Origin of the sequence: Arthrobacter ulcerisalmonis, assembly GCF_900609065.1 — a bacterium.
Classification (GTDB): Bacteria; Actinomycetota; Actinomycetes; order Actinomycetales; family Micrococcaceae; genus Arthrobacter; species Arthrobacter ulcerisalmonis.
Window position 1 is genome coordinate 23,501 of sequence record NZ_UXAU01000023.1, and the last position, 25,487, is coordinate 48,987.

26 protein-coding genes and 1 pseudogene are annotated in these 25,487 nt (G+C 65.7%); 15 read left to right on the forward strand and 12 right to left on the reverse strand.

The window, feature by feature from the left end:
* The first annotated feature begins 175 nt into the window (after positions 1–175).
* The 7 genes and pseudogenes from PSET11_RS07985 to PSET11_RS08015 all read left to right on the forward strand — a co-directional run bounded on the left by PSET11_RS07985 (position 176) and on the right by PSET11_RS08015 (position 6,448).
* Positions 176–1,504: a nicotinate phosphoribosyltransferase gene (locus PSET11_RS07985; RefSeq protein WP_124091581.1), complete on the forward strand. Its 1,329-nt coding sequence runs from the start codon at positions 176–178 to the stop codon at positions 1,502–1,504.
* The gene (locus PSET11_RS07990) at positions 1,504–2,130 is read left to right on the forward strand and encodes an isochorismatase family protein (protein ID WP_124091582.1); all 627 of its coding nucleotides are present in this window, start codon (positions 1,504–1,506) and stop codon (positions 2,128–2,130) included. The genes PSET11_RS07985 and PSET11_RS07990 overlap by 1 nt, the downstream gene beginning before the upstream one ends.
* A gap of 48 nt (positions 2,131–2,178) precedes the next feature.
* The gene (locus tag PSET11_RS07995; RefSeq protein WP_124091583.1) at positions 2,179–2,574 is read left to right on the forward strand and encodes a LexA family protein; all 396 of its coding nucleotides are present in this window, start codon (positions 2,179–2,181) and stop codon (positions 2,572–2,574) included.
* 70 nt (positions 2,575–2,644) lie between these two features.
* Positions 2,645–2,890: pseudogene (locus PSET11_RS08000) on the forward strand (Y-family DNA polymerase); the annotation flags it as partial.
* Between the two features lie 159 nt (positions 2,891–3,049).
* Positions 3,050–4,168 carry a tyrosine-type recombinase/integrase gene (locus PSET11_RS08005; RefSeq protein WP_238989083.1) on the forward strand — a complete coding sequence of 373 codons (1,119 nt, stop codon included), beginning with the start codon at positions 3,050–3,052 and terminating at the stop codon, positions 4,166–4,168.
* Entirely contained in the window at positions 4,158–4,493 is a 336-nt protein-coding gene (locus tag PSET11_RS08010) for a helix-turn-helix domain-containing protein (protein WP_124091585.1), read from the forward strand. The genes PSET11_RS08005 and PSET11_RS08010 overlap by 11 nt, the downstream gene beginning before the upstream one ends.
* Before the next feature lie 5 nt (positions 4,494–4,498).
* Complete coding sequence (locus tag PSET11_RS08015; RefSeq protein WP_238989084.1) at positions 4,499–6,448, forward strand: hypothetical protein; 1,950 nt, start codon at positions 4,499–4,501, stop codon at positions 6,446–6,448.
* Here the strand turns inward: PSET11_RS08015 and PSET11_RS08020 are convergent, their stop codons facing one another.
* From PSET11_RS08020 to cmtR, 5 genes are read right to left on the reverse strand one after another with little or no spacing between them, the layout of a single operon-like run.
* Positions 6,449–6,766, reverse strand: a complete 318-nt coding sequence (locus tag PSET11_RS08020) for a hypothetical protein (RefSeq protein WP_058631820.1) — start codon at positions 6,764–6,766, stop codon at positions 6,449–6,451.
* Between the two features lie 11 nt (positions 6,767–6,777).
* Positions 6,778–7,308, reverse strand: coding sequence for a signal peptidase II (locus tag PSET11_RS08025; RefSeq protein ID WP_036297873.1), 531 nt, complete (start codon positions 7,306–7,308; stop codon positions 6,778–6,780).
* Positions 7,305–7,913 (reverse strand): cadmium resistance transporter, encoded by a 609-nt coding sequence (locus PSET11_RS08030; protein WP_036297875.1) that lies wholly within the window; start codon positions 7,911–7,913, stop codon positions 7,305–7,307. The genes PSET11_RS08025 and PSET11_RS08030 overlap by 4 nt, the downstream gene beginning before the upstream one ends.
* On the reverse strand, positions 7,913–9,829 hold the full coding sequence (locus PSET11_RS08035; RefSeq protein ID WP_203415938.1) for a heavy metal translocating P-type ATPase: 1,917 nt from the start codon (positions 9,827–9,829) through the stop codon (positions 7,913–7,915). Before PSET11_RS08035 ends, PSET11_RS08030 begins: the two co-directional genes overlap by 1 nt.
* The gene (cmtR, locus tag PSET11_RS08040; protein ID WP_036297877.1) at positions 9,826–10,185 is read right to left on the reverse strand and encodes a Cd(II)/Pb(II)-sensing metalloregulatory transcriptional regulator CmtR; all 360 of its coding nucleotides are present in this window, start codon (positions 10,183–10,185) and stop codon (positions 9,826–9,828) included. The genes PSET11_RS08035 and cmtR overlap by 4 nt, the downstream gene beginning before the upstream one ends.
* A 58-nt stretch (positions 10,186–10,243) precedes the next feature.
* Here cmtR and PSET11_RS08045 point away from each other — a divergent pair, with 58 nt between their 5' ends.
* From PSET11_RS08045 to PSET11_RS08075, 7 genes are all read left to right on the forward strand, one after another.
* Positions 10,244–11,308 (forward strand): DUF4113 domain-containing protein, encoded by a 1,065-nt coding sequence (locus PSET11_RS08045; protein ID WP_124091587.1) that lies wholly within the window; start codon positions 10,244–10,246, stop codon positions 11,306–11,308.
* Between the two features lie 120 nt (positions 11,309–11,428).
* Positions 11,429–11,695 (forward strand): DUF7218 family protein, encoded by a 267-nt coding sequence (locus PSET11_RS08050; RefSeq protein ID WP_124091588.1) that lies wholly within the window; start codon positions 11,429–11,431, stop codon positions 11,693–11,695.
* A gap of 32 nt (positions 11,696–11,727) precedes the next feature.
* The gene (locus PSET11_RS08055) at positions 11,728–12,924 is read left to right on the forward strand and encodes a glutamate--cysteine ligase (protein ID WP_124091589.1); all 1,197 of its coding nucleotides are present in this window, start codon (positions 11,728–11,730) and stop codon (positions 12,922–12,924) included.
* The gene (locus tag PSET11_RS08060) at positions 12,921–13,181 is read left to right on the forward strand and encodes a DUF4235 domain-containing protein (protein WP_124091590.1); all 261 of its coding nucleotides are present in this window, start codon (positions 12,921–12,923) and stop codon (positions 13,179–13,181) included. The genes PSET11_RS08055 and PSET11_RS08060 overlap by 4 nt, the downstream gene beginning before the upstream one ends.
* A 5-nt stretch (positions 13,182–13,186) precedes the next feature.
* Positions 13,187–14,284 carry an acyl-CoA dehydrogenase family protein gene (locus PSET11_RS08065; protein ID WP_124091591.1) on the forward strand — a complete coding sequence of 366 codons (1,098 nt, stop codon included), beginning with the start codon at positions 13,187–13,189 and terminating at the stop codon, positions 14,282–14,284.
* Complete coding sequence (locus tag PSET11_RS08070) at positions 14,278–15,642, forward strand: bifunctional PIG-L family deacetylase/class I SAM-dependent methyltransferase (protein ID WP_124091592.1); 1,365 nt, start codon at positions 14,278–14,280, stop codon at positions 15,640–15,642. Before PSET11_RS08065 ends, PSET11_RS08070 begins: the two co-directional genes overlap by 7 nt.
* Complete coding sequence (locus PSET11_RS08075) at positions 15,639–16,358, forward strand: glycosyltransferase family 2 protein (RefSeq protein WP_124091593.1); 720 nt, start codon at positions 15,639–15,641, stop codon at positions 16,356–16,358. The genes PSET11_RS08070 and PSET11_RS08075 overlap by 4 nt, the downstream gene beginning before the upstream one ends.
* Positions 16,359–16,436: 78 nt before the next feature.
* Here PSET11_RS08075 and PSET11_RS08080 read toward each other — a convergent pair whose 3' ends face one another.
* The 4 genes from PSET11_RS08080 to PSET11_RS08095 all read right to left on the reverse strand — a co-directional run bounded on the left by PSET11_RS08080 (position 16,437) and on the right by PSET11_RS08095 (position 20,984).
* Positions 16,437–18,212, reverse strand: a complete 1,776-nt coding sequence (locus tag PSET11_RS08080; RefSeq protein ID WP_124091594.1) for a DEAD/DEAH box helicase — start codon at positions 18,210–18,212, stop codon at positions 16,437–16,439.
* On the reverse strand, positions 18,212–18,559 hold the full coding sequence (locus tag PSET11_RS08085) for a DUF3039 domain-containing protein (protein ID WP_124091595.1): 348 nt from the start codon (positions 18,557–18,559) through the stop codon (positions 18,212–18,214). Before PSET11_RS08085 ends, PSET11_RS08080 begins: the two co-directional genes overlap by 1 nt.
* A 77-nt stretch (positions 18,560–18,636) precedes the next feature.
* Positions 18,637–20,208, reverse strand: coding sequence for a transporter (locus PSET11_RS08090; RefSeq protein WP_124091596.1), 1,572 nt, complete (start codon positions 20,206–20,208; stop codon positions 18,637–18,639).
* Positions 20,190–20,984 carry an ABC transporter ATP-binding protein gene (locus tag PSET11_RS08095; protein ID WP_124091597.1) on the reverse strand — a complete coding sequence of 265 codons (795 nt, stop codon included), beginning with the start codon at positions 20,982–20,984 and terminating at the stop codon, positions 20,190–20,192. The genes PSET11_RS08090 and PSET11_RS08095 overlap by 19 nt, the downstream gene beginning before the upstream one ends.
* Positions 20,985–21,108: 124 nt before the next feature.
* On the opposite strand from PSET11_RS08095, the gene PSET11_RS08100 reads away from it, so the two are divergent.
* On the forward strand, positions 21,109–23,019 hold the full coding sequence (locus PSET11_RS08100) for a Na+/H+ antiporter (RefSeq protein WP_124091598.1): 1,911 nt from the start codon (positions 21,109–21,111) through the stop codon (positions 23,017–23,019).
* Here PSET11_RS08100 and PSET11_RS08105 read toward each other — a convergent pair.
* Genes PSET11_RS08105 through PSET11_RS08115 form a run of 3 tightly spaced genes read right to left on the reverse strand, consistent with a single transcriptional unit; the run spans position 22,995 to position 25,440 of the window.
* Positions 22,995–23,294, reverse strand: a complete 300-nt coding sequence (locus PSET11_RS08105) for a DUF3253 domain-containing protein (protein WP_124091599.1) — start codon at positions 23,292–23,294, stop codon at positions 22,995–22,997. The two genes, PSET11_RS08100 and PSET11_RS08105, sit on opposite strands and share 25 nt — an antisense overlap.
* Before the next feature lie 59 nt (positions 23,295–23,353).
* The gene (locus PSET11_RS08110) at positions 23,354–24,451 is read right to left on the reverse strand and encodes an NADH:flavin oxidoreductase/NADH oxidase (protein WP_124091600.1); all 1,098 of its coding nucleotides are present in this window, start codon (positions 24,449–24,451) and stop codon (positions 23,354–23,356) included.
* The gene (locus PSET11_RS08115; protein WP_124091601.1) at positions 24,451–25,440 is read right to left on the reverse strand and encodes a tetratricopeptide repeat protein; all 990 of its coding nucleotides are present in this window, start codon (positions 25,438–25,440) and stop codon (positions 24,451–24,453) included. Before PSET11_RS08115 ends, PSET11_RS08110 begins: the two co-directional genes overlap by 1 nt.
* Between the last annotated feature and the right edge of the window lie 47 nt (positions 25,441–25,487).

Here is a 25,487-nt window from a genome sequence, read left to right on the forward strand (position 1 = left end):
GGCCCCGCGGCGCAGCGAAGCAAGACGTGGGAGCGGGTGGTTGGGCCCACGCCCGCGAGGGCCCCGCGGCGCAGCGAAGCAAGACGTGGGAGCGGGTGGTTGGGCCCACGCCCGCGAGGGCCCCGCGGCGCAGCGAAGCAAGACGTGGGAGCGGGTGGGGACTAGAGTAATTTTCGTGAGCACCTCTGCTGGCTGGGAGCATCCCCGCACGTCCTTATATACAGACCATTACGAACTGACCATGTTGCAGGCGGCCCTGCATTCGGGCGCCGCGCAACGCAAGTCGGTGTTTGAGGCCTTCGCCCGGCGGCTGCCCGACGGCCGCCGTTACGGCGTGGTGGCGGGCACTGGCCGGTTGCTGGAGGGGCTGGCTAACTTCCGTTTCGGCCCGGCCGAGCTGGAGTTCCTGGCGCGCACCAAGGTGGTCAACCAGCAGACGCTGGACTACCTGGAGTCGTACCGGTTCACCGGCGATATCTGGGGTTACGCCGAGGGCGAAGCGTACTTTCCCAACTCTCCTATCCTGATCGTGGAGGCAACGTTTGCCGAGGCGTGCATGCTGGAGACGTACGTCCTCTCGGTCTTGAACCATGACAGCGCCATCGCCTCGGCCGCGTCCCGGATGATCCGCTCGGCTGGCGGCCGTCCGTGCATTGAGATGGGCTCGCGCCGGACCCATGAGGAGGCCGCAGTGGCATCTGCCCGGGCAGCCGTGATTGCTGGCTTTGATAGCACGTCGAACCTTGAGGCCGGCATGCGCTACGACCTCAAAACCGTGGGTACTGCCGCGCATTCGTTCACGCTGCTGCACGATACCGAACGCGATGCGTTCGAGGCCCAGCTCGCGTCCTTCGGCACCGGAACCTCGCTGTTGGTGGATACGTACGACGTCGAAGCGGCCGTCCGCACGGCAGTGGACCTGGCCGGGACCGCACTGGGTGCGGTCCGCCTTGACTCGGGCGACCTGGTGGCCCAGGCACAGTGGGTGCGCACCCTGCTGGATGATCTCGGCAACGTCAACACCAAGATCATGGTTACCTCCGACCTCGACGAGTTTGCGATCGCTGCCCTGCAGTCGGCTCCCGTGGACGCTTATGGCGTGGGCACGTCGCTGGTGACCGGTTCCGGTGCCCCTACTGCCAGCATGGTGTACAAACTGGTGAGCCGCACCAACGACTCTGGTGATTTCGTCTCGGTGGCCAAGGCAGCGAAAAACAAGGCGAGCGTTGGCGGTAGGAAGTACGCTTTGCGCAAGCTCAACGACCGCGGCATCGCAGCCGCCGAGATTGTGGGTATCGGTCACAGGCCTGAAGATGACGGCAATGACCGGCAGCTGCTCCAGCAGTTCATGAAGAACGGCGAACTGCTTCCCGGCTGGACGGGAGCCGAGGGCGTTCGGCGAGCCCGCCGTCGGCACGCGGATTCCATGGCGGAGCTGCCCTCTGTGGTCAACCGCCTGCAACGCGGCGAACCTGCCATCCCTACTACCTACGAGGAGAGCTGATGTCTCGCGCATTGATTATCGTGGACGTCCAGAACGACTTCTGCGAAGGTGGAACGCTTCCCGTGGCCGGTGGGTCCGACCTCGCCGGCGCCATCAGCGAATACGTCGACGCACACCAGGGTGAATTCGACCATGTAGTTGCCACCCAGGACTGGCATGTGGATCCGGGCGGGCACTTCTCCGCGGAACCGGACTTCAAGGACAGCTGGCCGCCGCACTGCGTCGCTGGCACGTCAGGAGCGGAACTCCACGCTGACCTTGATACCGAATACATCGAGGCCTACTTCCGGAAGGGACAGTTCTCGGCTGCCTACTCGGGATTCGAGGGGCTGCTGGCACCGGAAGACGCAGTTCCCACCGGCGAGCGCCAGCCGGGGTCCATGCCGGGCACGGAGTCACAGGTGGACCTGGACGCCGTCGGCCTCGACGAATGGCTGCAGGAGAACGACGTCGATGATGTCGTCATTGTGGGACTGGCCGCCGACTACTGCGTCCGGGCCACGGCCCTCGATGCAGTCCAGGCCGGTTACGGAGTCACTGTGGTGGAAGCCTTGACGGCAGGCATCGGCGATGACCTCTCCGACGTCTTTGCCGAGCTTGAACTGGGCGGAGTCGAGCTGGCCTAGTATGCTGTTTCATTAGAACAAGTGTTCTAATGAAGTGAGGTGCAGGTCATGGATTCCATTGCGGCGAAACCACCGGGCGAGTCGTACCTGCCCATCGGCTTTGCATCACCGGCGCAGGATTACTTCAGCGCTCGGATTGATCTGAACAAGCACCTGATCGGTGATATCACCAGCACTTTCATCATGCGGGTCCAGGGTGATGGCATGGTGGGCTCGGGTATCGCCGACGGCGACGAACTCATCGTTGACCGCTCCCTGGAGCCGCAGAGCGGATCGGTGGTGGTGGCAGTCCTCGACGGCGAAATGCTGGTCCGGCGACTGGTACACACCCCGGCAGGAACCGCCTTAGTGGCGGACCATCCTGGGTTTGAGACCATCGCGGTGGACCCTGCTGCTGACCTGGGTATCTGGGGCGTCGTCACCCGCTGCCTGCACCGAGTCTGACGTGAACGGTGGGCACGCAGTCGCTGCGAGCGGTACACCTGAGTCCGCGCCGGCCCGACCGTGCTTCGCGCTGGTGGATGTGAACAACTTCTACGTGTCCGCCGAGCGGGTCTTCAACCCTAAACTCGAAAACCGGCCGGTGGTGATCCTGTCCAACAATGACGGCTGCGTCATTACCCGCAGCGCTGAGGCCAAGGCCCTGGGCATCGACATGGGCACGCCGTGGTTCAAGATTGCGGCGCAGGCGAAGGCATGGGGACTCGTTGGGCTGTCCAGCAATTACGAACTGTACGGTGACCTGAGCGCACGCGTCATGAACCCTCGCATGTTGCAGTGAATGCAACTGTTCACACTTGCAAACGACGTCTATTCACCAGAGAGGTGCGGATCTGCTCTGACCATAACAGCGAGATCTGGCGGATGCTGAGATCTGAGTTGACAGGGTGATGCACTGTCCCATACTTTGTTGCATCTAATGCAAGATTTTGGGGCTTCTCCAGCGGCGCTTCGGCTGATCACGTCAGCATCGAACGTCGCACTGGCGAACCCGGAAGCGCAGGTTTTCAGCGCGATGATCGATGGTTGGCGGAACCAGCAGCTGTCGCGCGGACTCCGTGAGCAGACGATACGGAACCGGACGGCGACGGTGACGCGGTTCCGTGATTTCGTGGACAAACCGCCATGGAGGTGGACGGTCGCGGATGTGGATGAGTTCACTGCTGAGTCCGGCGGTCGCACTCGGACGCTGTCGACGATGCGCGCCAACCATGGGTCTATCCGTGGGTTCTGTGATTACCTCACGAACCCGTTGTACGACTGGATGGAGATCTGCGATCGCGAGTTTGGGGAGGTCCCCTCGCAGGTGTGTCTGCCGTGGAACACGGTGGCGCATCGGTTCGAGTTTGAAGGCGATGGGAAGCGTCGCCCGTTCACGTACGACGAGATTGAGCGCCTGTTTGACACGGCCGACGCTCGCGTCGAGCTGCTCGTGAGCTCCGGGAGAAAGGGTGCGCTCGGCGCGTTGCGGGATGCCCAGTTGCTGAAGACGGTCTACGCGTTCGGTCTGCGCCGCACTGAGGCGGTGATGCTCGATACCGTCGATTTGCACCACAACGCGAAGATGCGGCAGTGGGGGCGCTACGGCGCGGTTCACGTGCGATGGGCGAAGGCGGCGGGCGGTGGCGCGCCACGACGTCGCACGGTGCTGCTGGTGCCGGAGTTCGACTGGTGGGTGCCCGGAATGCAGCAATGGCTCGAGCAGGCCCGGGCCCGTTTCGCGCCCGGAGACCGCCTCGACGCGCTCTGGGTGACCGAGCGCCGTACGCGTCTGTCTGCTGGGTATCTCGACCGGAGGTTCGCAGAGCTGCGTGATGAAGCCGGCCTGTCGAAGGATCTGACGCTGCACAGCCTCCGGCATTCCTATGTCACGCACCTTCTGGAGTTCGGGTACGCCGATCGATTCGTCCAAGAGCAGGTCGGGCATATGCATGCCTCGACGACCTCGATCTACGCCTCCGTCAGTTCGGACTACAAGAACCGCGTGCTCGCCGAAGCGCTGAAGGCCCTCATCGAAGGAGAAGTTGATGACCGTTGAGCTCGACACCGGCTGGAATCTGCGCAGCGTGATGGCTTCGCGCGGGATCTTCCAGACCTCCAAGCTGAAGCCCCTGCTCGAAGAGCGCGGCATCGACCTGTCCCGGGAGCAGGTCTATCGGCTGGTGACTCAGCCGCCACAGCGGGTGCGTCTTGACGTGTTGGCGGCGTTGTGCGATGCACTGGAGTGCTCGCTCAACGATCTCGTGACGATCACTCGCCGGGAGGCCTTGGCCCCGGTGGCGGTGGGCGAGGAGGCGACACGGGGGTCGATCGGTGATCTCCGTCCTGTTCGCGCGGCGATTCGTCGGCCGCGTACGAAGTAGCCGCGGTGGCCAAGCCTCCGCAGCTGCCGCGAGTCGCTGAAGTCGTCGCTCTCGTCCACCCTCTCGTTCCCGAAATCTCTCGCGAGCGAATCGCTGAGATCGTGCATTCGGTTGCGCCAGTACCCCTCACGCAGCGGCTTCTTGAGCTCGCGCTGATCAAGCAGCCCGGAGTCCTGGAGGGGCAGCATGCGAACGTGCCGGTGACCGTTCAGGATCTGGCCCGCGCGCTGGTCGAAGAAGGGGCAAGCCGGGTGATGCTGCCGACGTGCGAGTCCTGCGGACGCGCGGTGAGAATGCCCCACAAGACGCCGGGCGGTGGTCGGCACTGCTCCCGATGCGAGCGGAACGCCCGGTCCGTCTCGTGCGCGTCCTGTGGCCGGGTCCGGCCCGTGCAGCGCACGATCGACGGACAGCGCTTTTGCCGTGACTGTTGGCGAGCCGACCCTCGATCGTTCGGCGACTGCTCGCGGTGCGGTCAGCATGCGACCATCATCGTCCGTCGCCCGGAACTGGTCTGTCTGGCCTGCTACACCGCACCGATCAAGACCTGTGGTCTCTGCGGAGAACCTGGCCGCGTCGCCTCCCACCTCGACGGACGACGAGTATGCGCGCGCTGCTACTACGCGATGCGCAGACCACAACCTTGTCCCGAGTGCGCGCGCAGGGTGTTCCTGACCGGCTTCATGAATGGCCAGATGGTCTGCGCCGACTGCGCGGGCACTCCGATCACGATGGCCTGCCCCGGATGCGGCTCGATCGAGGAGATCCGCAAACATCACCTCTGCGTCGAGTGCCGCCGGCCCGTCGCGATCCAGCAACTGCTCGCCGACGATGCGGGAGAGATCCGCGCGGACCTCCACCCCCTTGCTGACTATCTGCTCACGCACCATGGCAAAGCGGCGTCGCTCGAACGCTGGCTGCACAAGAGCAAGTGCGCGATGGTGCTCCGCGAGCTCGCGGACGGGACCCTGCCGCTCACCGCCGAGGCGATCATCACCCGAGCCCGGTCGGGACAGTCGGTCGCGTTCCTCCTCTCACTGCTGGTCCGTTCCGGCGTGCTGCCGGAGCTCGACGTCGAGGGCACGCGTTTCACCCACTGGCTCAACGACTGGCTCGATGGCATCGACCATCCCGAGGACCGGTTGATCCTGCGCCGATACTGCACCTGGGAGCTCCTCCGATCCACTCGGGCACTGCGCATCGCGTCCAGCCCTGCTTCCGGATTCCAGAGGCAACGGACTGCGCTGAAGTACTGCGCCGCGTTCCTTGGAGAGATCCGGTCGCACCAGGAGACGCTGGCGACGTTTCCGCAGCGCCTACTCGACGCGCATCTGACCGATTCGCCCAGCCAACGCGACGCGCTGGCACCGTTCACTCGCTGGCTGCGAAAGCACCGGTTGAGCACCCTTCGCGTCGAGTTTCGAGCCCATCGCCTCGAAGGGCGAGACTATGCCTCCGACCACCGATGGCAGATGGCCCGCAGGTTCCTGTCCGATGCCGACATGGACCCGAAGACCCGGGCCGCGGGTCTCCTCGTACTGCTCTACGGCATCCAGCTGACCCGCATCGTCACGATCACCCGGGCACAGGTCGATACGAGCTCGCAGCCCGTGACGCTCACCGTCGGAGCCGAGCCGATCAAGGTCCCAGAGATCCTCGGCGACGCCATCGTCGAGCTCGTCGATGCCACAAAGGGCCATCCTGAAGGGTGGTTGTTCCCCGGCCGGAACCCGGGCCGTCACCTCACCCCGGGGCCGCTCAGCCGTCGCCTTCGCGCCGAAGGCCTGCTTGCCGGGAGCGCCCGCACGACAGCGCTCATCGAGCTCACCCGGCAACTGCATCCCCGGATCGTCTCGGATCTCCTCGGCATCACGACGGCATCCGCTGCCTCATGGTCGCGTCTCGCCGGTGGCGAGTGGTCCGATTACCCGGCTCTCCGCTCCACCCACCCCTGATCAAGCATCACCCGTCAGAGCCGGGCCGGAAATCGCTTCGCGCAGTTGCTCGACGGTCGGAGAGCCTCCCAGCCCGGCAGGGGTACGGAACACCCGGCAGGCGAGCCCGACCGGCGTGTGCTCGTCGGCGAAGGGATCGACGCCGTCGACGAGGACGGTCGGTGACCCGTGGAATCCGAGGCGCTCGGCGTCCTCGGCGGTCTCGACCAACTGTCGTGTGACGCGGATATCTGATCGACCGTCGAGCAGCTCAGCAAGCCGGCGGTCGAGTACTTCCCAGTTCGGGCAGCCGTCGAAGTACTGCAGGGTGATCTCCATGGTTGGCCCTCTCAGTTCTCGGTGCCGCGGAGCATCAGGAGCGCTCCGGCAATCGTAGCGGTGACGATCACGATGTCGGCGAGGTTCCCGATGAACCAGTTGCCGTAGGCGAGGAAGTCGACGACGTGCCCCCGGGCGAATCCTGGTTGGCGGAAAAGCCGGTCGCCGGCGTGCGAAGCAGCGGCCCCGCCGAGCGCACCGATCACGATCGCCCACCCGGGGCGTCGGACCCGGAACGCGAACACGATCGCGGTGGCCGTGGCCGCGACGGCGATGAGAGCGAACACCCAGGTGAAGCTCTCCCCGAAGGAGAACGCCGCGCCGGGGTTGTACGCGAGCTGCAGGCCCAACAGGTCGCCGATCAGCGGGATGCGCTCGTGCTCCGACAGGGTGGCCTCGGCCCACACTTTCGTTCCCTGATCGATCACGACGACGACCACTGCGATCAGAAGCGCCCAGGCAGTGAGCCGCCAGCGTCCTCTCTGCGGACGCTCTCCCGACGCCGATGCCGACTCAACGTCGGTATTCGTGTCCGGGGTCATGCGAGGGCCTCGAAGAGACGGACGATAACGCCGGATTCAATGAGGATGAACAGGCCCAGGCCGATGAACACGACGGGGACGAGCCAGTGCTCGACACGTTCGAGCGTTTCGGTGACGGCCTTGTGGGTGCCGATCAGTCGCCCGGCAGCGCACCAGACGGCGACGAGGATCAGGAACACGACGATCATGACCGCGACGTCGCCGGGCGAGCTGGTGCGGAAGATCGGCGTGTAGAGGGAGATGTTGTCGGCCCCGTTGGCGATCGTGATCCCGGCGACCCCCCATAGTCCGACCGCGGTGATCTTGGAGTCGTCATCATCGTCGTCGCCGTTACGGCGCAGGCCGCGAATGAGCGTCCAGATGCCGATGCCGAGCGGGATCAGACCCAGGAAGCCGACCCATTCGTCCGGGACGATCGTGAGACCGAGCGCGGCGATCACGCTGATCACGACGAGTGTGATGAACCCGAGGTACTGGCCTGCGACGATCTGCCACGGTCGCGGCTTTCCCCGGCTGGAGGCGAGGAACAGCACGGTGAGCACGACGATGTCGTCGATGTTGGTCGCCGCGAACAGGCCGATCGCCGACCCGATGGTTGCGAGCATCAGCTTTCCATTCGTGGTGTGCGGGTGCGTGCGGCGCGCAGGCCGTTGAGGATCACGATGACCTCCGCGACCTCGTGGACCAGGACGACAGCCGCGAGCCCCAGGACCCCGAAGAGCGCGAGCGGGAGCAGTGCGGTGATGATCAGCAGGGACAGGATGATGTTCTGGTTGATGATCCGCCGGCCCCGCCGCGCGTGATCGAACGCCCGCGGGATGAGCCGCAGATCATGACCTGTGAAGGCCACGTCCGCAGACTCGATCGCCGCATCGGAGCCGGTCGCTCCCATCGCGATGCCGATGTCCGCGGACGCCAGGGCCGGGGCGTCGTTGATGCCGTCACCGATCATCGCGACCGATCCCGCCTTCGACAACTCGCCGATCGCGGTCGTCTTGTCCTCAGGGCGCAGCTCCGCGCGCACATCAGCGATCCCGGCCTGCGCAGCCAGCGCACGAGCGGTGCGGGCGTTGTCCCCGGTGAGCATCGTCATGCCGACGCCCTGATCCGCAAGCGTGCGGACCACCTCGGGGACTTCCGGACGCAGCTCGTCGCGGACGCCGATCGCCGCGACCGGTGCCTCGTCGCGGTGCACGATCACGACAGTCATGCCCTGCTCCTCAAGCCCTGCAACCCGGTCGCCGAGCTCGCCGGCGTCGAGCCAGCGGGGGCTGCCGACCGTGATACGAGCGCCATCGACGGTGCCGTCGATGCCGTGCCCGGCCTGCTCGGTCACATCCGCGGCCACGGGAACACCCGGGGCTGCAGCGGTGATCGCCGCCGCAAGTGGATGCGTGCTGTGCTGCTCCAGAGCCGCCGCCCAAGCCAGCGCCTGCTCCTCGGCAATGCCGTTCGCAGTGAGGACCGCGGTGACCGCGGGCTCGTTACGGGTCAGGGTGCCGGTCTTGTCGACCGCGACGTGCCGGACCGTGCCGAAGCGCTCGAAGACCGCGCCGGACTTGATGATCACGCCGAACTTGCTCGCCGCGCCGATCGCGGCAACGACCGTCAACGGCACCGAGATCGCCAGCGCGCACGGAGAGGCCGCTACCAGCACGACGAGCGCACGAGTGATCCATACCTCCGGGTCGCCCAGCAGTGACCCAATGATCGCGACGAGCGCTGCGAGAATCAGCACACCGGGTACGAGCGGGCGGGCGATCCGGTCCGCGAGACGCGCACGCTCGCCCTTCTCCGTCTGCGCTTTCTCGACCAACTCCACGATCGTCGTAAGCGAGTTATCGGTACCGGCCGCAGTCGCCTCGACCTCCAGCACGCCGGAGCTGTTAATCGCGCCGGCCGACACCGCGTCCCCGGGCTCGACCTCGACGGGGATCGACTCCCCGGTGATCGCCGAGGTGTCCAGGCTTGAGCGGCCAGAGCGGACGATCCCGTCGGTTGCGATCCGTTCGCCCGGGCGGACCACCATGACCTGGCCGACCGTCAACTCCCTCGCCGGCACCTGCGCAGAGACGCCGCTCTGCAGCACGGTCGCCGTCTCCGGCACGAGCTTCAGCAGCGCCCGCAGGCCGCCACGGGCACGGTCCATCGCCTTGTCCTCAAGCGCCTCAGCAATCGAGTACAAGAACGCCAGAGCAGCGGCCTCCTCCACATAGCCGAGGATGACCGCGCCGATCGCGCTGATCGTCATCAGCAGCCCGATCCCGAGCTTGCCCTTGAACAGCTTCCGAATCGCGCCAGGAGTGAACGTCGACGCGCCCAGCAGCAGGCCGATCCAGAACAGTACGAGCGCCGGGATCTCGAGCCCGGACCATTCAAGGATCAGACCAGCCAGGAACGCGACACCGGAGAAGACCGGCACCATGATCCCACGGTCCCTCCACCAGGGCCGCTCCACCTCTTCGGTCTCATCCTCCGCCGCAGTGGCAGGCTCGTGCTCGCAGCTACACGCCGCGCTCACGCGTCCGCCCCTGTACCGCAGCAGCCCGGCACCGTGCACGACGAGTCCACACACGGCGCGTGCTCATCGACCGCCAGCGTCACATCCACGAGCGCGACGAGCGCAGCCGCAAGATGCGGGTCAGCGATCTCGTAGCGCGTCTGGCGACCCTCAGGCTCGGCGACCACGATCCCGCAGTCACGCAGGCACGTCAGGTGGTTCGAGACGTTCGAGCGGGTCAGCTCCAGCTCGCGCGAGAGCACGGCCGGATAGCTCGGGGCGTTCAGCAGAGTCATCAAGATCCGGGAGCGCGTCGGGTCCGCCATGGCCCGGCCGAGCCGGTTCATGACGTCGAGGCGCGAAGCAATAGTCAGCATGTACTGAACTATACAGCAAGCGCTGATCAATCATTGGTGATCAGCGCCCCACCATTCATTGGGAGAAGAGTCGGAAGCCGCTGAATACGCAACTCAGCAACAATCGGCGCTACCAGTAGAGTACCTGGATCGGCACTCCCTGGCCACGGAGATCTATAGCATTGACGAAGCCTTCGTGAGCCTGCCCGGGTCCACGACGGAACAGACGGCTGCGGGCCGCCAGATCCGTGCTGGCGTCCGCCGGAACGTGGGGTTGCCGGTCTGCGTAGGCTTGGCGTCAACGAAGACGTTGGCCAAGCTGGCCAATCAGTGGGCTAAGAACAACCCCCAGTTCCAGGGCGTCTGCCACTGGGACGCCGCCTCCCCCGCGGACCGGGAGCGGCTGCTGCGGAATCTTCCCGCACAGAAGATCTGGGGCGTTGGCCGGCGCAACGGCCCCAAGTTGGCAGGAATAGGGATCCACACGGCCTGGGACCTGCGCTGCGCTGACCCCCTGAAGATCCGGCGTCGTTTCTCCGTCGTGTTGATGCGCACCGTTTTGGAGTTGCAGGGGACGCCGTGCATCACCGTTGACGAATCCCGAGACCACAGCCAGATACTCTTTTCCCGCTCCTTCGTCACGCCCGCCACCAGCGTCCGGGACGTGGGCCAGGCGCTCAGCGTCTACGCCCAGGGCGCTGCGGTGCGGTTGGGCAAGAAGGGACTGGTGGCGGGCAACCTGAACGCCTTTGCCCGCACGTCGTCTTTCGTCGCCGAGCCGATGGTGTCGCACTCGGTGGACGTCGCCTTTCCCTCCCCCACCTCAGATCCGCTGGAGATTCTCCGCGCGGCGCAGCAACTCCTGCCGAAAATTCGCGAGGGGACGCCCTACATGCGCGTGGGGGTCGTTGTCCGGGACCTCAGCCCCGGCGGTAGCCAGGACACCCTGATGACCTTCGCGGACACACCAGACCGCAGCCTTGGACCATTGATGGACGCCATCGCCGAACGTTTTGGCCGCAAGAGTATTGGCCTTGGCAACGGCGGGCTCCGCTCAGGATCCCAGTGGGCAACACGACGCGAAATGTTGTCTCCCCGCTACACCACGGAGTGGAATGACGTTCCGGTGGTGCGCGCCCGCTGAGTGACTCAGTGCCGGGCCAGTGATCGTTGCGCCGCGCCGAAAATACTACGTAGACTTACTAAATCACCTCCAAGGGTTTCGGCACCGGACGAGCCCGAGCGAAGGAAAGGACCACTGATCATGCCTGGACCCAAGAATCCGAGCCTGAAAGATCCTGAGCTGTACGAAGAACTGCGCGGGGACGGTGCGTCGAAACAGAAGGCAGCACGAATTTCCAATGCTGCGGCCAACAACGGCCGCAGTGCCACGGGACGTAAGGGCGGCGAAGCTGGCAGCTACGAGAATTGGACGGTCTCCCAGCTCAAAGCCCGGGCCAAGGAAATCGGCCTGACCGGGTATTCAAGTAAACGCAAGGCCGAACTGGTCTCGGCCCTGCGGGATTCCTGAGCCCAGATTTCCGGCGCAGAAGCAGGTGTCCGATGCGTAGCTTCGGTGTAGAGGAAGAGCTGCTGATCGTCGATCCGAGCACGGGTGCACCACTGCCCCTGGCCACCCGGCTCCTGCAGATGGCCAGCGGTTCCCCTGCGGACGGCCCCTCCTTGCATGCAGAGTTCAAGCAGGAGCAGATCGAAGCGAACACCCGCCCCTGCTTCACGGCAGCGGAGTTGCTGACAGACATCCAGACCGGGCGGGCCCTTGCCGACGCTGCGGCGGCGACCGTCGGTGCGCGCGTGGCAGCGTTGGCCACGCCACCCATCTTTGCAGCAACCCCCACCGATGGGGATGCGCGCTTCGCAACGATGTCCGGGAAGTTTGGGCTCATTGCACGCGAGCAACTCACCTGTGGGCTGCACGTCCATGTGTCGATCGACTCGGAGGAGGAGGGCATTGCGGTCCTGGACCGGATCCGGGTCTGGTTGCCGCTCGTCCTGGCATTGAGCGCCAACTCACCGTTCTGGGCGGGAGTCGATGCCGGTTTCGCCAGCTACCGGTCGCAAATCTGGAACCGCTGGCCGTCGGCTGGGCCCATGCCGATCTACGGGTCAGTTGCCGGCTACCGCCAACTCGTGGACTCGATGCTGTCCACCGATGTTCTCCTCGACGAAGGAATGGTCTACTTTGACGCCCGGCTTTCCCGGACGCATCCCACAGTGGAAATCCGGATCGCCGATGTCTGCATGGCCAGCGAGGACGCCTGTACTCTTGCCACGCTGATCAGGGGGCTGGTTGAGGCCAGCGCCAACGAATGGAAGCACGGCCGTAGCCCTGCGTTGATCCCTGCCACCCTCCTGCGGTTGGCCACCTGGCAGGCCAGCCGTTTCGGCGTCGAAACCAACCTCTTGCACCCTTTCCTGCACCGTCCGAGCCCTGCCGCGGACATCGTTGTGGCAGCCCTGGAGCATGCCCAGGAGCCACTGACGCAGGCGGGAGATTTCGATGCTGTCAGTGCCGGTCTGGGGCGGATTATGGCCAGGGGCTCGGGCGAGCGCCTGCAGAGGGCCGCCCATGCCGACGGCGGACGCCTGGCCGACGTCGTGGCCGCTGCAGTAGTACGGACCCACGCGGCACCACAGACCCATGCGGCAGCGCAGGTCACCGACCCGTTGCCGTTTCCACCAGCCGTTGGCACACGATCACGGTGCCTCACGGACGCACATCATAAGGAGCTGGAATGAACGTACTGGTAAAGATCTTGGGCCTCGGCGCAAGCATCGGAGCGGGATTCGTGGCCAACAAAGTCCTGACCGCGGCCTGGAAGAAATCAACGGGCAAGAACCCGCCTACGGACGGGACGGACCTCGACGATTCCTTGATCGGCGTCCTGTCCTTCGCCCTCGTCTCCGCCGCCACGGGTGCGGTGGTGCACGTGTTGACCCAGCGCGGCACAAAGCAGGCCCTGGTGAAATTGCAGCGCACCGGAGATGAGGTCTGACTCCCATGAGCATCGGCCAAGCCGAAAGTACCCAACAGGCCGCCGCAGGAACGCCGCCCCCTGCCGCCGGCGCCGCATTCCCAACACCCGTCCGGATCGCTGCGGCCTCCGCCCCGGACAGCGAGTTGGATTCCCTCGTCCGGCATGCCGCGCAGTGCGTCGGCGACCCGGCGTCGTCGTTGGAGCTGGCCCGGAAACTCACGCAAACCTCCCCGCGGCTGAACTCCGGCGGGTTCCTCGCACAATGGGAAGTCCTGGCAACCCTCGGTGCGGTGGACCTTGGGGTGGCCCGCTGCATCGAACCGCACCTGGACGCGCTCAACATCCTGACGGAGGCAGGCTCCGCACTGGCCCACCAGCCGGAACTCGCCTGGGGCGTCTACGCCGCGGAGGGCGCAGGCCACCACCTGCAGGCATCCCAGCCGAACGGAACAGATTGGGTGCTGGAGGGCAGCAAGCCGTGGTGCTCGCTTGCCGAGACCCTGCCGCACGCCATCATCACGGCAGCGGTCGACGGCGGCCGCCGGGCCTTCGCCGTCGACCTCACCCAGGACGGGGTCACCACTATTGGTCCGGCCTGGGTAGGCATTGGCCTGGCAGAGGTTCCCAGCCGGGCGTTGCAGCTCTCCGCCGCACGTGCGGAACCGATCGGCGCAACCAACTGGTACCTGGACCGGCCAGGTTTCGCCTGGGGCGGGGTGGGGGTGGCGGCCGTCTGGCATGGGGCCATGGTGGCCTTGGCGCGGGCACTTTTTACGCACTGCACCAGCAGGACGCCAGATGCGATTGCCCTCATGCACTTGGGGATGGCGGACACGGCCATTCAACGCAGTGTGGCTGCCCTCCGCACTGCTGCCGAGGACTTCCACTCCACCGCTGCCCCGCAGATTACTGCTGCGCGGGCCAGGGCAGTGGTGGTGCAGAGCGTTGAGACGGTCCTCGACATCTCCGCCCACGGCATGGGCCCGGCCCCGCTTGCCTTTAATCCCGAGCATGCGAAGCGCGTCGCGGACCTGTCGCTGTACCTTCGCCAAGACCACGGCGAGCGATCCCTGGTTGGACTGGGCACCCTGCTGGTGGAGGCGGGCAAGCAACCATGGTGAGTTTCACGTTGGCTGAGCCCGGCACGCTCGAATCCGACTGGGCGGAAGCCCTGGCCGGAGGGTCCGTGGCCCCGCTGGTGCTGGACTGGTCCCGCTTTGATCGACTGGTTGTCCTAGCGGCCCACCCGGATGATGAGTCACTGGCCGCTGGCGGGCTCATCAGCCAGGCGCACGCACACCACGTGGACATCGTCCTGATCGTGGCAACGCGGGGGCAGAACTCGCACCCGCAGTCACCCACCATGACGCCGGATCAACTGGGCGACCTGCGTATACACGAGCTGAGGCGGGCGTTGGCTTGCCTCGCTCATGACGCCGTACTGCTGGAAGGCGGGTTCGTTGATGGCCGGCTGGCTGATTCCCGGTCGCAGCTTGCCGCAGAGCTCAACGGGTTGTGCAGCCAGGACCCAGCCCGGGTACTGCTTGTGGCCCCGTGGTCCGGCGACGGGCACACCGACCACGAGGTGGCCGGTGACGTGGCACTGCAGGTTGCTGCCAGTACCGGCTGCGCCGTCCTGGAATATCCCATCTGGCTCTGGTTTTGGGGCACGCCCAGCAGCGGTGACGTGCCATGGGCGGCGCTCCGCTCGCTGGAACTGGGCGAGACGGAACGCGGCCGCAAGGCGCTGGCCATGGCCGAACACCGCAGCCAAGTGGAGCCCCTCTCCCCTGCCGCGGGCGACGAAACCCTCCTGCCGGGCCATGTGCTTGACTACTTTCGTCGGCCGTTTGAAGTGTTCATCGACAGCGCTGGTCGTTTCTTGCCCCCGCAACGACAAGGAACCTCTTGGGTGGGGAACCGTTTCGACCTGATCCACGCCCAGGGCGCCGAGCCTTGGCAGGCGCCGTCCTCTTGGTATGAGGAGCGCAAGCGAGCCCTGACCTTGGCTGCACTCCCCCACCCCCGCTTCAGCTCGGCCCTGGAAATTGGTTGCTCCACCGGCGTCTTGACCGCTGAGTTGGCCCACCGGTGCGAAAAGCTTCTGGGCATCGACGTCAGCGGCGAGGCCGTCAGCACGGCCGTAGCCCGGACCGCTGCCCTGCCCGGCGTTCGGATCGTCCAGCTTGAGGTGCCGGCGAGCTGGCCGAACGAACACTTCGACCTCTATGTTTTGTCCGAGACCGGCTACTACTTTAGCGGCGACGAACTCAGCCACCTCCTGCAACAAATGGCGCATTCGGCCCTGCCCGGCGCCGCTGTCGTGGCCTGCCACTGGCGGCACCCGATTGACGGGTGGCCGCTCAACGGTGACGCCGTCCACGACGCGCTGCGCAACGATGCCCGGCTGACGGGGCTGGGTTGCTATCTCGAGGACGACTTCCGGCTCGACCTTTTTGCCTTCACGGACCCATCATGACGGCTCCCCTCGATGCCGTGGTCATTGTCGTCCCGGCCCGAAACGAAGAGGCCCTCTTGCGGCGCTGCCTCGTTGCGCTCACCGGAGCCACGGCCAGGTTCCACATTCTGTTCCCGCACGTACCGGTCTCCGTGACGGTGGTCCTGGACCGAACCACCGATGCGTCGGACCAGGTCATTGCGGACTTCGCCCAGGTGGAGGTCGTGCACAGTGATGCTGGCTGTGTGGGAGCAGCCCGGAACATCGGCATCCGCCGTGCCCTGGAAAATACGGGAGCACCAGCAGGCCACACGTGGATCCTGAACACCGACGCGGATTCCGTGGTGCCCAGGGACTGGATTGAACAGCACTGGCGGCTTGGGCTCGAGGGCTGGGACGTGGTGGTGGGCACGGTGGAGCCTGTCCGGCAAGAACTCTCAGCACACCAACACCTGCTCTGGCGCCAGGCCCACACCCTCGCCGAAGGGCACCCCCACATCCACGGCGCAAACCTGGCCTTCCGCGCCAGTGCCTACCGGGAACTGGGCGGCTTCAAAAGCATCCCGGTGCACGAAGACAGGGAGTTCGTCCACGCAGCCCGCGCCGGCGGTCTCCGCGTACGAGCCACCGACCTCACCAGGATTCGCACCTCAGGTCGGCACCACAGCACCGTCCACAACGGCTTTGCCAGTTACCTTTCACGGTTGCCAGCACTGGAAGTGCCTGCCGAACCCTAAGGTTTCGGGGTGGTATGGCACCCGACTGGTGCCACTCCCAGCAATTCCAGGTGCTAGCCGTGCCAGCTGCCAACAGTGTTATGTCCGGCCGATGAACCAGTCCTGCAATTTCCGGAGCCTGGACTGCAGCTGCTCTTCGTTTGCCTGCGCCACCGGTGGACCGCCGCATACTGTCCGGAGCTTGGTATGAATAACGCCGTGGGGAGTGCCGGTCCGGGCAGACCAGGCCGAAACATTCTTGGCCAGCTCATTGCGCAGGTCCATCAGCATCCGGTGGTCTGGGACGGACTGCACTGCTGCCGGCGCGGGGGCGGCGCGACTCTTACGGTTGAGCTGGTCATGCTGGCGCTGCCGCAAAAGCGTCCCCACCTGCTCAGCGTCCAACAGCCCGGGAATCCCGAGGAAGTCCATTTCGTCGTCGGAGCCCACCTCGCCGCCGGTCCCAAACTCGCCGCCGTCGAACAACACACGGTCGAACGACGCCTGCGAATCAAGGGCCTCGAACTTGCCCTTGGTCAGGCCGTCTGACGCCTTTTCTTCGCGATTGGCCTCGTCCAGCAACGAGTCCTCCGGGTTGAAGAGCCCGTCGGCGTCTTCCTTTTCCGGCCGGTCAAGGGCATGGTCTCGTTCGGCCTCCATGGAGTTGGCCAAGGCCATCAGCTGCGGCACGGACGGCAGGAAGACGGACGCGGTTTCGCCGCGTTTGCGGGCACGCACAAAACGGCCCACCGCCTGGGCGAAGAACAACGGCGTGGAGGTGGACGTTGCATAAACACCTACTGACAGCCGGGGGACGTCCACACCCTCGGAGACCATCCGGACCGCCACCATCCAGCGTTTATCGCTGGCGGTGAAATCTTCGATCTTGCTCGAGGCCTTGGCATCGTCAGAAAGGATGATGGTGGGAGACTCACCGGTGATCCGCTTCAGCTGCCCGGCATAGGCCCGCGCGTCGTCGTGATCCGTGGCAATGACCAGCCCGCCGGCGTCGGGAACGGAACGCCGGACCTCACTGAGGCGCTTATCTGCACCTGCCAGGACGGCAGGAATCCACGCCCCGGTGGGATTCAAGGCGGTGCGCCACGCCTGGGAGGTGACGTCCTTGGTGACAGCCGCCTCGCCGAGGGATGCGGCCATCTCCTCGCCAGCGCTGGTCCGCCAGCGCATCTGGCCGGAATACGCCATGAACATCACGGGCCGGACCACGTGGTCGCGCAGGGCGTTGCCGTAGCCATAGGTGTAGTCGGCGCGGGAGCGGCGGATGCCGTCTTTGTCTTGCGCGTATTCAACGAAGGGGATCGGCGAAGTGTCGGAGCGGAACGGCGTTCCCGTCAGTGAGAGCCTGCGCACCGCGGGATCGAACGCTTCACGCAGTCCATCGCCCCAAGACAGTGCTTCGCCGCCGTGGTGGATTTCGTCGAGGATCACCAGGGTGCGGGCAGCCTCCGTCTTGGCCCGGTGCAACATCGGTTTGCTCGCCACCTGGGCATACGTGACGGCAACGCCAATAAAGCCCCTGCCGTGCTGGCCGTCGGAGTTCTTGAAGTTGGGATCGATGGCGATTCCCACTTTGGCGGCGGCGTCCGCCCACTGCCGCTTGAGGTGATCGGTAGGCGCCACGATGGTGATCCGGTTGACCACCCCCGCCTCGATCAAGGTGGAGGCTACGCGTAGGGCGAAGGTCGTCTTGCCAGCACCGGGGGTGGCGACCGCAAGAAAGTCCCTGGGCGAGGTGCGCAGGTAGGCGTCCAGCGCCTCCTGCTGCCAGGCACGGAGCTTCGGGGCGGTTCCCCAAGCTGCGCGCTCCGGGTAGGCCGGAGGCAGCGTGGGGCCGCCAAAGAGTGTATCCGTCACTACTTGTTATTACCGCCCGGACCCTTGCCGCCTGGGCCCTTGCCGCCGTCTCCGCCCGGCCGGAGGCCGTCATACACGTCCTTGCACTCAGGGCAGACAGGGAACTTCTTGGGATCCCGGCCCGGTGTCCACACCTTGCCGCAGAGGGCAATGACGGGCTCGCCGCTGAGGGCGGACTCCATGATTTTTTCCTTGCGCACGTAGTGTGAAAAACGCTCCCGGTCACCGGGCTCAACCTCTTGGCGGAGTTCTTCGCGCTCAATGGTGGCCGTGGACGTGCCAGCCCCCGACAACTCGCGCATCGGGTCGTTTTCGAGGGGATCCGTCATGCTAGTCATGCCAACCATCTTAGCCTTTCCAGCGGAGAAACGTTCGACGCCGGCACCTCCTGGGTGCCGGCGTCGACGGTTCACAACACGCGTTTCTACTTGTTGACGCCGACCTGCGCCAGCAGTTCTGGTCCGCGCGCGTCGAGCCATTTTCCGCCGATCCTGACGCCCACAACGAAGAGGACCAGGCCCAGCACGGGACCGAGGATGAGGTTGAGCCAGCCCAAGGCGCTGTTGCCTGTCACCAATTCGGCTATGAGCAAGCCCACTTCCGGCAAGACCAGGACGAACAAGACCGCCATCCCGCCGAACTGCACCAGCAGGGTCTGGCCCATGTTGCCCGGCGGTTTCTTGAAGGGGCTGTCACCGGGTAGCGGGACCGGAGTGGTGTAGCGGGCCGAAACCAAGGACGCCAAGCCCAGGCCCGAGAAGAGGATGCCGAGGCTGAGCCCCAACAAGCCGGGCAACATGGCCCACGAGTCCGCCAGCACGGCGTAGCCAAAGGCGAAAATCAACACCGTCGGGAGGGAGAACAGGAGGCAGGCCAGCGCCCGTCCCAGCCGATCGGCACGGCCCGAAACGCCTGTGGCTAGATGTAGGGCAAACGCCGTATTGTCGTACGAGACGTCGGCGGAGATGGACCAGGCCAGGATAAAAGCACACAGCGGCGCCAAGATGGCCAATGCACCGAACTCGCCGCTCTGCGCACCGGAAAATACCAGGACCACCGGCAGCAGTGGAATCACCACCAGGGAGCCCGAGTAGCGCGGATCGCGCAGCCAGTACGTCAGGGCCCTGGCGGTGACCGCGCCGGTGGGTGTTGCCGGGAAGAGTCCCAACAGACCCAACTTGCTGCCCTTGCGCTTACTGCTTCCGCTGTACGGCGGAGTCACCAACGCCTGCTGCATCAGCGTTTTCCAAAGCCAGGACAAGACGCCGATGGTCGCCGCCGCGATCAGCAGCTTGAGGGCGGCTTGGCCGTAGCTCCCGGCCGTGACGTCGGCGGCAAGTCCCCACGGTGCGCCCAGGGGTGTCCATGCGAGCGTGCGGGCGAGTTCCGGTAGGAACGCCGAGGATTCAACGATTCCCCGGGTGACGCCGGCAATGATGGGTCCCAGGAGAACAAGGGGGACCATGAAGGCGATGGCGCTGACGTCCTTGAACCGCCGGGAGGAGGCCAGGCTTGCCGTGGCAGTGGTGGTGACCTTGGAGACCACCACACAGGTCAGCACACCGAGGACGGCACCCACCAGGGCTGCGACGGCCGGCAGGACGCCATGCCACCAGGTAGCCACCGTGGCAAGCGACACCAGGACGGTGGCGATACCGGGAATCCCGATCAACCCGCCCAGCGCCAGGCCCGGGAGCATTTTTTTCAGTGGAATGGCAAAAGTGGTGAAGCGGGCCGGATCCAACGTCATGTCGGTCCCGGAAATCATCACCGGAATAATGGCCCACCCGATGATGGCCACGGCGCCGCCGAGCACCACCGCAGTGGCGGCCAGTTCGGTCGGCTGGTTCCGGAGAAAGACCAAGGCCATCACCAAGGCACCAATGATGCCTAGGGCGTAGAGAGCGCCAAACGCCAAGCCAACCAGCTGCCACGGACTGCGGCGGAGGCCGTTGCGGAGCAGGGTGAGCTTGAGCCTTACGAGGTGCGCAACCATTCCAGTCCCTCCGTCGTGTTCCGGCCGCCTACGAGTTCCACGAACTTGTCTTCGAGGGACGCGTCACCGCGCACCTCGTCCACGGTGCCAGCGGCCAAGAGCCGCCCACCCGAGACCACAGCCACGTGGTCACACATGCGTTGCACCAAGTCCATCACGTGGCTGGAAACGATCACCGTGCCACCAGAGTGCACATAGCCGTCCAAGATGGACCGGATGTTGGCTGCACTGACGGGGTCAACCGCCTCGAAAGGTTCGTCCAGGACCAGCAACCGCGGGGCGTGGATGAGGGCCGAGGCCAGCGCCACCTTCTTGGTCATACCGGCCGAGTAGTCAACCACCAGGGTGCCGGCGTCCTTGCTCAGGTCCATAGCGGCAAGCAACTCACGGACCCGGGTGGCCACGACGTCCTTGTCCATGCCGCGCAGCAGCCCGGCGTAGGTGATGAGCTGTTCGCCGGTGAGCCGGTCAAAGAGCTTGACGCCATCGGGCAGGATGCCCATCAGTTTTTTGGCTTCGAGCGGGCGGGCCCACACATCAACCCCGTGCACCACGGCGTGGCCGAAGTCGGGGCGAAGCAGGCCAGTGGCCATGGACAGCGTGGTGGTCTTGCCGGCTCCGTTGGGGCCCACAATGCCGTAGAACGATCCGGCTGGGACATTGAGGCTGATGCCATCTACGGCGACTTTGTCGCCGAATCGTTTGGCCAGGCCATCGATGGCGAGCGCTGGCGCGGTGGCGGTCGGGGGCGCCTTTACAGGTTCCTGAGCAGTCATAATGCCACCCTAACCGTCTGTACCCCCGCTGCGGGTCCTCCCGGAGGAGTAGTGAAATAGGCGTAGGACCGCCCACAGGGGTCCACGGATACTGCAGCGTCGGCCCACCTGTCAGACTGTGCTCATGGACATCGCACTGGGCCTGCTCGTGATCGTCGGCGTGGTCTGCGCCGCCAGCGCACTGGGCCGAAAACTGAACGTTTCCGTTCCGCTGCTGTTGGTGCTGGCCGGCGTGGCCGGGTCATTCCTGCCCTTCATTCCGCCCATTGAGCTGAACCCAGAACTGGTCCTCATCGGGCTGCTGCCGCCATTACTCTACGCAGCTGCGTTCCGTTCCTCCCTCTTCGATTTCGGCTCGAACATCCGCAACATCGGGCTGCTCTCGGTGGGCTACGTGGTGTTCGGCACCGTAACCGTGGGTTTCGTGGTCTGGTGGCTGTTCCCCGAGATTCCGCTCGCTGCAGCGATCGCCCTGGGTGCTGTTGTGGCGCCGCCAGACGCCGTAGCCGCCACCTCCATTGCCCGGCGCGTGGGCATGCCGAGGAGGATCGTCACCATCCTCGAGGGCGAGTCGCTGGTCAACGATGCCACCGCCCTGGTGTGCCTGCGGGCAGCGATTGCCGCAATCGCCGGCAGTGTTTCCGCCCTGGATATTGCCGGCGGTTTCGCCTTGGCCGCAGGCGGCGGACTGCTGGTGGGCATTGCGGCGGCCTATGTTCTGACCGAAATCCGCAAACGCGTCCGGAACGTCGCCATCAACACGGCCACCTCGCTGATGGCGCCGTTCGTGGCGTTCCTGCCGGCGGAGGCCATCCACGCCTCAGGCGTGCTGGCCGTCGTCGTGACCGGATTGGTCATGGGGACCAAGGCGCCTTCCATGCCCAACGGCGCCGCCAGGCAAAGCGCGCGCAGCAACTGGGACACGGTTCAGTTCCTGCTGGAGAATTCCGTGTTCCTGCTGATCGGGCTGCAGGTGCGCAGCATCATCGAGGGGGTCCAGGACGATTCCTTGGGTGTGGGCAGGGTCTGGGTGGGCTGTGCCCTCATTCTGCTGGCGGTCCTGGTGCTCCGGCCCCTCTGGGTTTTCCCGGCCACCTATGTGCCCCGGCTGATCCCTGCCGTCCGTCGGGCCGAGGGCACCACCACGTGGCAGGCAGCGACCACTGTCTCTTGGGCGGGCATGCGCGGGGTGGTCACCCTCGCGGCGGTGCTGACCTTGCCTGCTGACCTGGAACACCGTAATGTCCTGGTGCTGGCTGCCCTGGTGGTGGTGGCCGGCACCCTGGTCCTGCAGGGCTTCACCCTACCTGCGCTGGTCAGGTGGCTAGGTGTGCCGGGTCCGGACCGCCGCGAAGATGCCTTGAATCAGGCCTCGCTGATGCAGCTTGCAACCTCGGCCGGAGTGGCCAAGCTGGACGAGCTACGGCTGGCCAGCGATCCGCCTGAGGTCATGGACATGCTCAAACGCCGCACCCAGGAGCGCGGACTGGCCGCCTGGGAGCGGTTGGGGCGGCCGACGGCGGACGCTGCCACTCCCAGTCAGCGCTACTCCCAGCTGCGGCTGGCCATGCTCGAAGCAGAACGCACGAAGGTTTTGGAATTGCGCCGGGGTGGCGATTTCGCGCACGAGGTCCTCACCGAAGTCCTGGAGCGGCTAGACATCGAGGAATCGATGCTGGACGCCGCCCTGGACGAAGTGGACGCTGGCAGTGCAGGCGGCGGCGAGGGAATCGCCCAGCCTGGCGGCACGTGCGTGCACCTTCAACATGCCGAAGCCCCAGTGCCGCCTGCAGAGCCCACGGAGCCTACAGACCCAACAGTGCCAGGAGAGCCATTCTGCGCAGACTGTCTCCGCGACGGCACCGCACCAGTTCATCTGCGCATGTGCCTGACCTGCCGAAAGGTAGGCTGCTGCGACTCATCAGTGGGCCGGCACGCCACCCGGCACTTCCAGGAGACCGGCCATCCCGTCATGCGCAGCATTGAACCAGGCGAAGACTGGCGCTGGTGCTACGTGGACGAACTCTTGGGGTGATTCTCAGGCCGGACCACTTTTCGGATCCGGATGGGCCCCTTGGCGGTAGCCGGGTCCACCACCACGCCACCTTGGGTAATCTCCACCTCGCCGGAAGCCACGAGCTTCCTGGCCGCAGCCCGAGCTGGCTCCATCAGCTCACGCCAGGAGTCGTCCCCTACAGCCCGGGCTGCGTCCGACGGGCAGATGGTGGACGTCGACGCGCGGGCGGCCAGCAACTCAAGGATGGACTCCGTCAGCCGCTGTTCAATACTTTTCGGATCCTGCTCTGGCATGGCTACGCCTCAGTTCACAAGGTGTGCCGGGCTGGGTGATCGACACCCAGCCCAGGCAATCAGAACGAATGCCGGGCAGCTGCCCGCTCATATTGCGGTGCCCACGGCAGTTCGACGCCGAGTTCGAAGGCCGCGCGCAGCCACCAGTGCGGATCCCGCAGCGCCGCCCTCCCCAGGAACACGCCGTCCGCCTGGCCCGAGGCCACAGCATGTTCGGCCTGCCCGGCAGACGTCACCAAGCCGACGGTACCGGTGGCTACACCGGCTTCCCGACGCACTGTGGCTGAGAAACCGGTTTGGTAGCCCGGGCCAGGAGTAATCTGCTGGTGGCGCACCGCTCCCCCGCTGGACACGTCGATGAGATCCACGCCCTGCTCCCGCGCCTGGTGGGCCAGCCGTACGGTGGCCGGAAGATCAACTCCACCCGGAGCCCAGTCGGTGGCGGAGAGCCGAAGCAAAAGCGGCATGCCATCGGGAATCACGGCGCGCACAGCGTCAACCACCGCCAGTGTCAACCGGTTCCGGCCGGCTTCGTCGCCGCCCCAAGCGTCAGAGCGCTGATTGATCAGCGAGCTCTGGAACTGGTGCAGGAGGTACCCGTGGGCACCGTGGAGTTCCACCGTGTCAAACCCGGTGTCAACGGCCCGGACCGCCGCTGCGGCGAAGTCGTCGATTACCCCATGGATCTGCTGTTCCGTCATTTCGGTGGGCACCGCGAAGCCGTCAAACGCCAATGGAGAGGGGCCCACGGTCTCCCAGCCGCCGTCGGACGCCGGCACTGAACCTTGCTCCCCGGAGAACGGCCAGTACGTGGCTGCTTTCCGTCCGGCGTGAGCCAGCTGAACGCCGATCTTGGTCTCTGCCGTCCCATGCCGGTGGACGAAATCGATGACCCGTTGCCAACCAGCGGCCTGGTCGTCGTTGTAGAGACCAGCATCCCGCGGACTGATCCGGCCCGCGGGGTTTACGGCCGAGGCCTCGGTCAGGATCAGGGCCGCGCCGCCGGTGGCAAAAGAGCCCAAGTGCATCAGGTGCCAGTCCGTGGGGACGCCAGGTGCCACGTCCGGATCGCAGCTGTACTGGCACATGGGCGAGACCCAGCCCCGATGGGCCAGGTCCAGGGACCGCAAGGACAGCGGTTCGAACAACGCAGACATTAGAAGAGGACTCTGGCCAGGGCCTGCCGAGCCTTGGCCACGCGCTCATCGGACACGCCAACCACGTCGAAGAGTTCCAGCAGGCGAACCCGGGCTGTTTCGCGCTCTGGGCCGAAGTTGCGGCCAATAAACGCCACCAGGCGGTGCAGGCCATCCTCAATATGGCCACCGGCAATGTCCAGGTCAGCTACCCCCAACTGAGCGTCGAGGCTGTCTGGTTCGTCAGCGGCACGACGCCGCAGCGCATCCGATTCCTCGGCGGCGAGCGGCTGCAGGCGAGCCATCAATTCAACCTGGGCCAGCCCGGCCTTCGCCTCATGGTCTGCAGGCATCTCGTTCAGCGCCTGCCGGTACGCTGCGGCCGCTGCGTCATAGTCGCCGGCCTCAATCGCATCGAAGGCGGCCTGGTGCAGCGGCGGCAACGGGGCGGGCTCAGGCTCACCGTCCGCGCCTTCGCCAGCAGCAGCTGCTGCGTCGAGGCTGCCGGTTACGCCGTTGGCGGCAGCCACTTTGAGCAGCTCGTCGAGGATGCCGCGAATCTGCGTCTCCTCGGCGCCGCCTTCAAAAAGCGGTACCGGCTGGCCCTTGATGACGGCCACGGCCGTGGGGACTGCCTGCACCTGGAAAGCCTGCGCCAACTGCGGGAACGCCTCAACGTCCGCGGTGCCGAGCACCAGCTTTCCGGCGTAGCTGGCCACTACCTGTTCCAGGGTGTCCCGCATGCTGGTGGATTCCGGCGAGTATGGCGCCCACAACGCGATGACCACCGGCACCTGCGCGGACAACTCCACGAGTTGCTGGAAGTTGCCCTCGTTGACGCTGACGCTGACCGGCTGGCCACCGTTGGCTGGTGGCTGCTGGCTCCCGGCCGCAGCGCTGCCGGCAGGTGCTGCCGGCCGCTGTTTGAGGCTGGAAAGGTCGACGGCGCCACGCAGGTTAAGCAAGTTGGCAGCGGCTGGAGGGACAGGACGGGAAGCAGGCGAACTCATGCTTTCCACTCTAGCCACTCCGGCCGCTGCCAGGGGTACTGCGGTCA

Excerpts from the sequence above, each read along its gene's own strand:
- PSET11_RS07990 (WP_124091582.1), top strand. The coding sequence starts at position 1,504 with ATGTCTCGCGCATTGATTATCGTGGACGTCCAGAACGACTTCTGCGAA.
- PSET11_RS07995 (WP_124091583.1), top strand. The coding sequence starts at position 2,179 with ATGGATTCCATTGCGGCGAAACCACCGGGCGAGTCGTACCTGCCCATC.
- PSET11_RS08005 (WP_238989083.1), top strand. The coding sequence starts at position 3,050 with ATGCAAGATTTTGGGGCTTCTCCAGCGGCGCTTCGGCTGATCACGTCA.
- PSET11_RS08010 (WP_124091585.1), top strand. The coding sequence starts at position 4,158 with ATGACCGTTGAGCTCGACACCGGCTGGAATCTGCGCAGCGTGATGGCT.
- PSET11_RS08020 (WP_058631820.1), bottom strand. The coding sequence starts at position 6,766 with ATGGAGATCACCCTGCAGTACTTCGACGGCTGCCCGAACTGGGAAGTA.
- PSET11_RS08025 (WP_036297873.1), bottom strand. The coding sequence starts at position 7,308 with ATGACCCCGGACACGAATACCGACGTTGAGTCGGCATCGGCGTCGGGA.
- PSET11_RS08030 (WP_036297875.1), bottom strand. The coding sequence starts at position 7,913 with ATGCTCGCAACCATCGGGTCGGCGATCGGCCTGTTCGCGGCGACCAAC.
- cmtR (WP_036297877.1), bottom strand. The coding sequence starts at position 10,185 with ATGCTGACTATTGCTTCGCGCCTCGACGTCATGAACCGGCTCGGCCGG.
- PSET11_RS08050 (WP_124091588.1), top strand. The coding sequence starts at position 11,429 with ATGCCTGGACCCAAGAATCCGAGCCTGAAAGATCCTGAGCTGTACGAA.
- PSET11_RS08055 (WP_124091589.1), top strand. The coding sequence starts at position 11,728 with ATGCGTAGCTTCGGTGTAGAGGAAGAGCTGCTGATCGTCGATCCGAGC.
- PSET11_RS08060 (WP_124091590.1), top strand. The coding sequence starts at position 12,921 with ATGAACGTACTGGTAAAGATCTTGGGCCTCGGCGCAAGCATCGGAGCG.
- PSET11_RS08065 (WP_124091591.1), top strand. The coding sequence starts at position 13,187 with ATGAGCATCGGCCAAGCCGAAAGTACCCAACAGGCCGCCGCAGGAACG.
- PSET11_RS08070 (WP_124091592.1), top strand. The coding sequence starts at position 14,278 with ATGGTGAGTTTCACGTTGGCTGAGCCCGGCACGCTCGAATCCGACTGG.
- PSET11_RS08075 (WP_124091593.1), top strand. The coding sequence starts at position 15,639 with ATGACGGCTCCCCTCGATGCCGTGGTCATTGTCGTCCCGGCCCGAAAC.
- PSET11_RS08085 (WP_124091595.1), bottom strand. The coding sequence starts at position 18,559 with ATGGTTGGCATGACTAGCATGACGGATCCCCTCGAAAACGACCCGATG.
- PSET11_RS08090 (WP_124091596.1), bottom strand. The coding sequence starts at position 20,208 with ATGGTTGCGCACCTCGTAAGGCTCAAGCTCACCCTGCTCCGCAACGGC.
- PSET11_RS08095 (WP_124091597.1), bottom strand. The coding sequence starts at position 20,984 with ATGACTGCTCAGGAACCTGTAAAGGCGCCCCCGACCGCCACCGCGCCA.
- PSET11_RS08100 (WP_124091598.1), top strand. The coding sequence starts at position 21,109 with ATGGACATCGCACTGGGCCTGCTCGTGATCGTCGGCGTGGTCTGCGCC.
- PSET11_RS08105 (WP_124091599.1), bottom strand. The coding sequence starts at position 23,294 with ATGCCAGAGCAGGATCCGAAAAGTATTGAACAGCGGCTGACGGAGTCC.
- PSET11_RS08110 (WP_124091600.1), bottom strand. The coding sequence starts at position 24,451 with ATGTCTGCGTTGTTCGAACCGCTGTCCTTGCGGTCCCTGGACCTGGCC.
- PSET11_RS08115 (WP_124091601.1), bottom strand. The coding sequence starts at position 25,440 with ATGAGTTCGCCTGCTTCCCGTCCTGTCCCTCCAGCCGCTGCCAACTTG.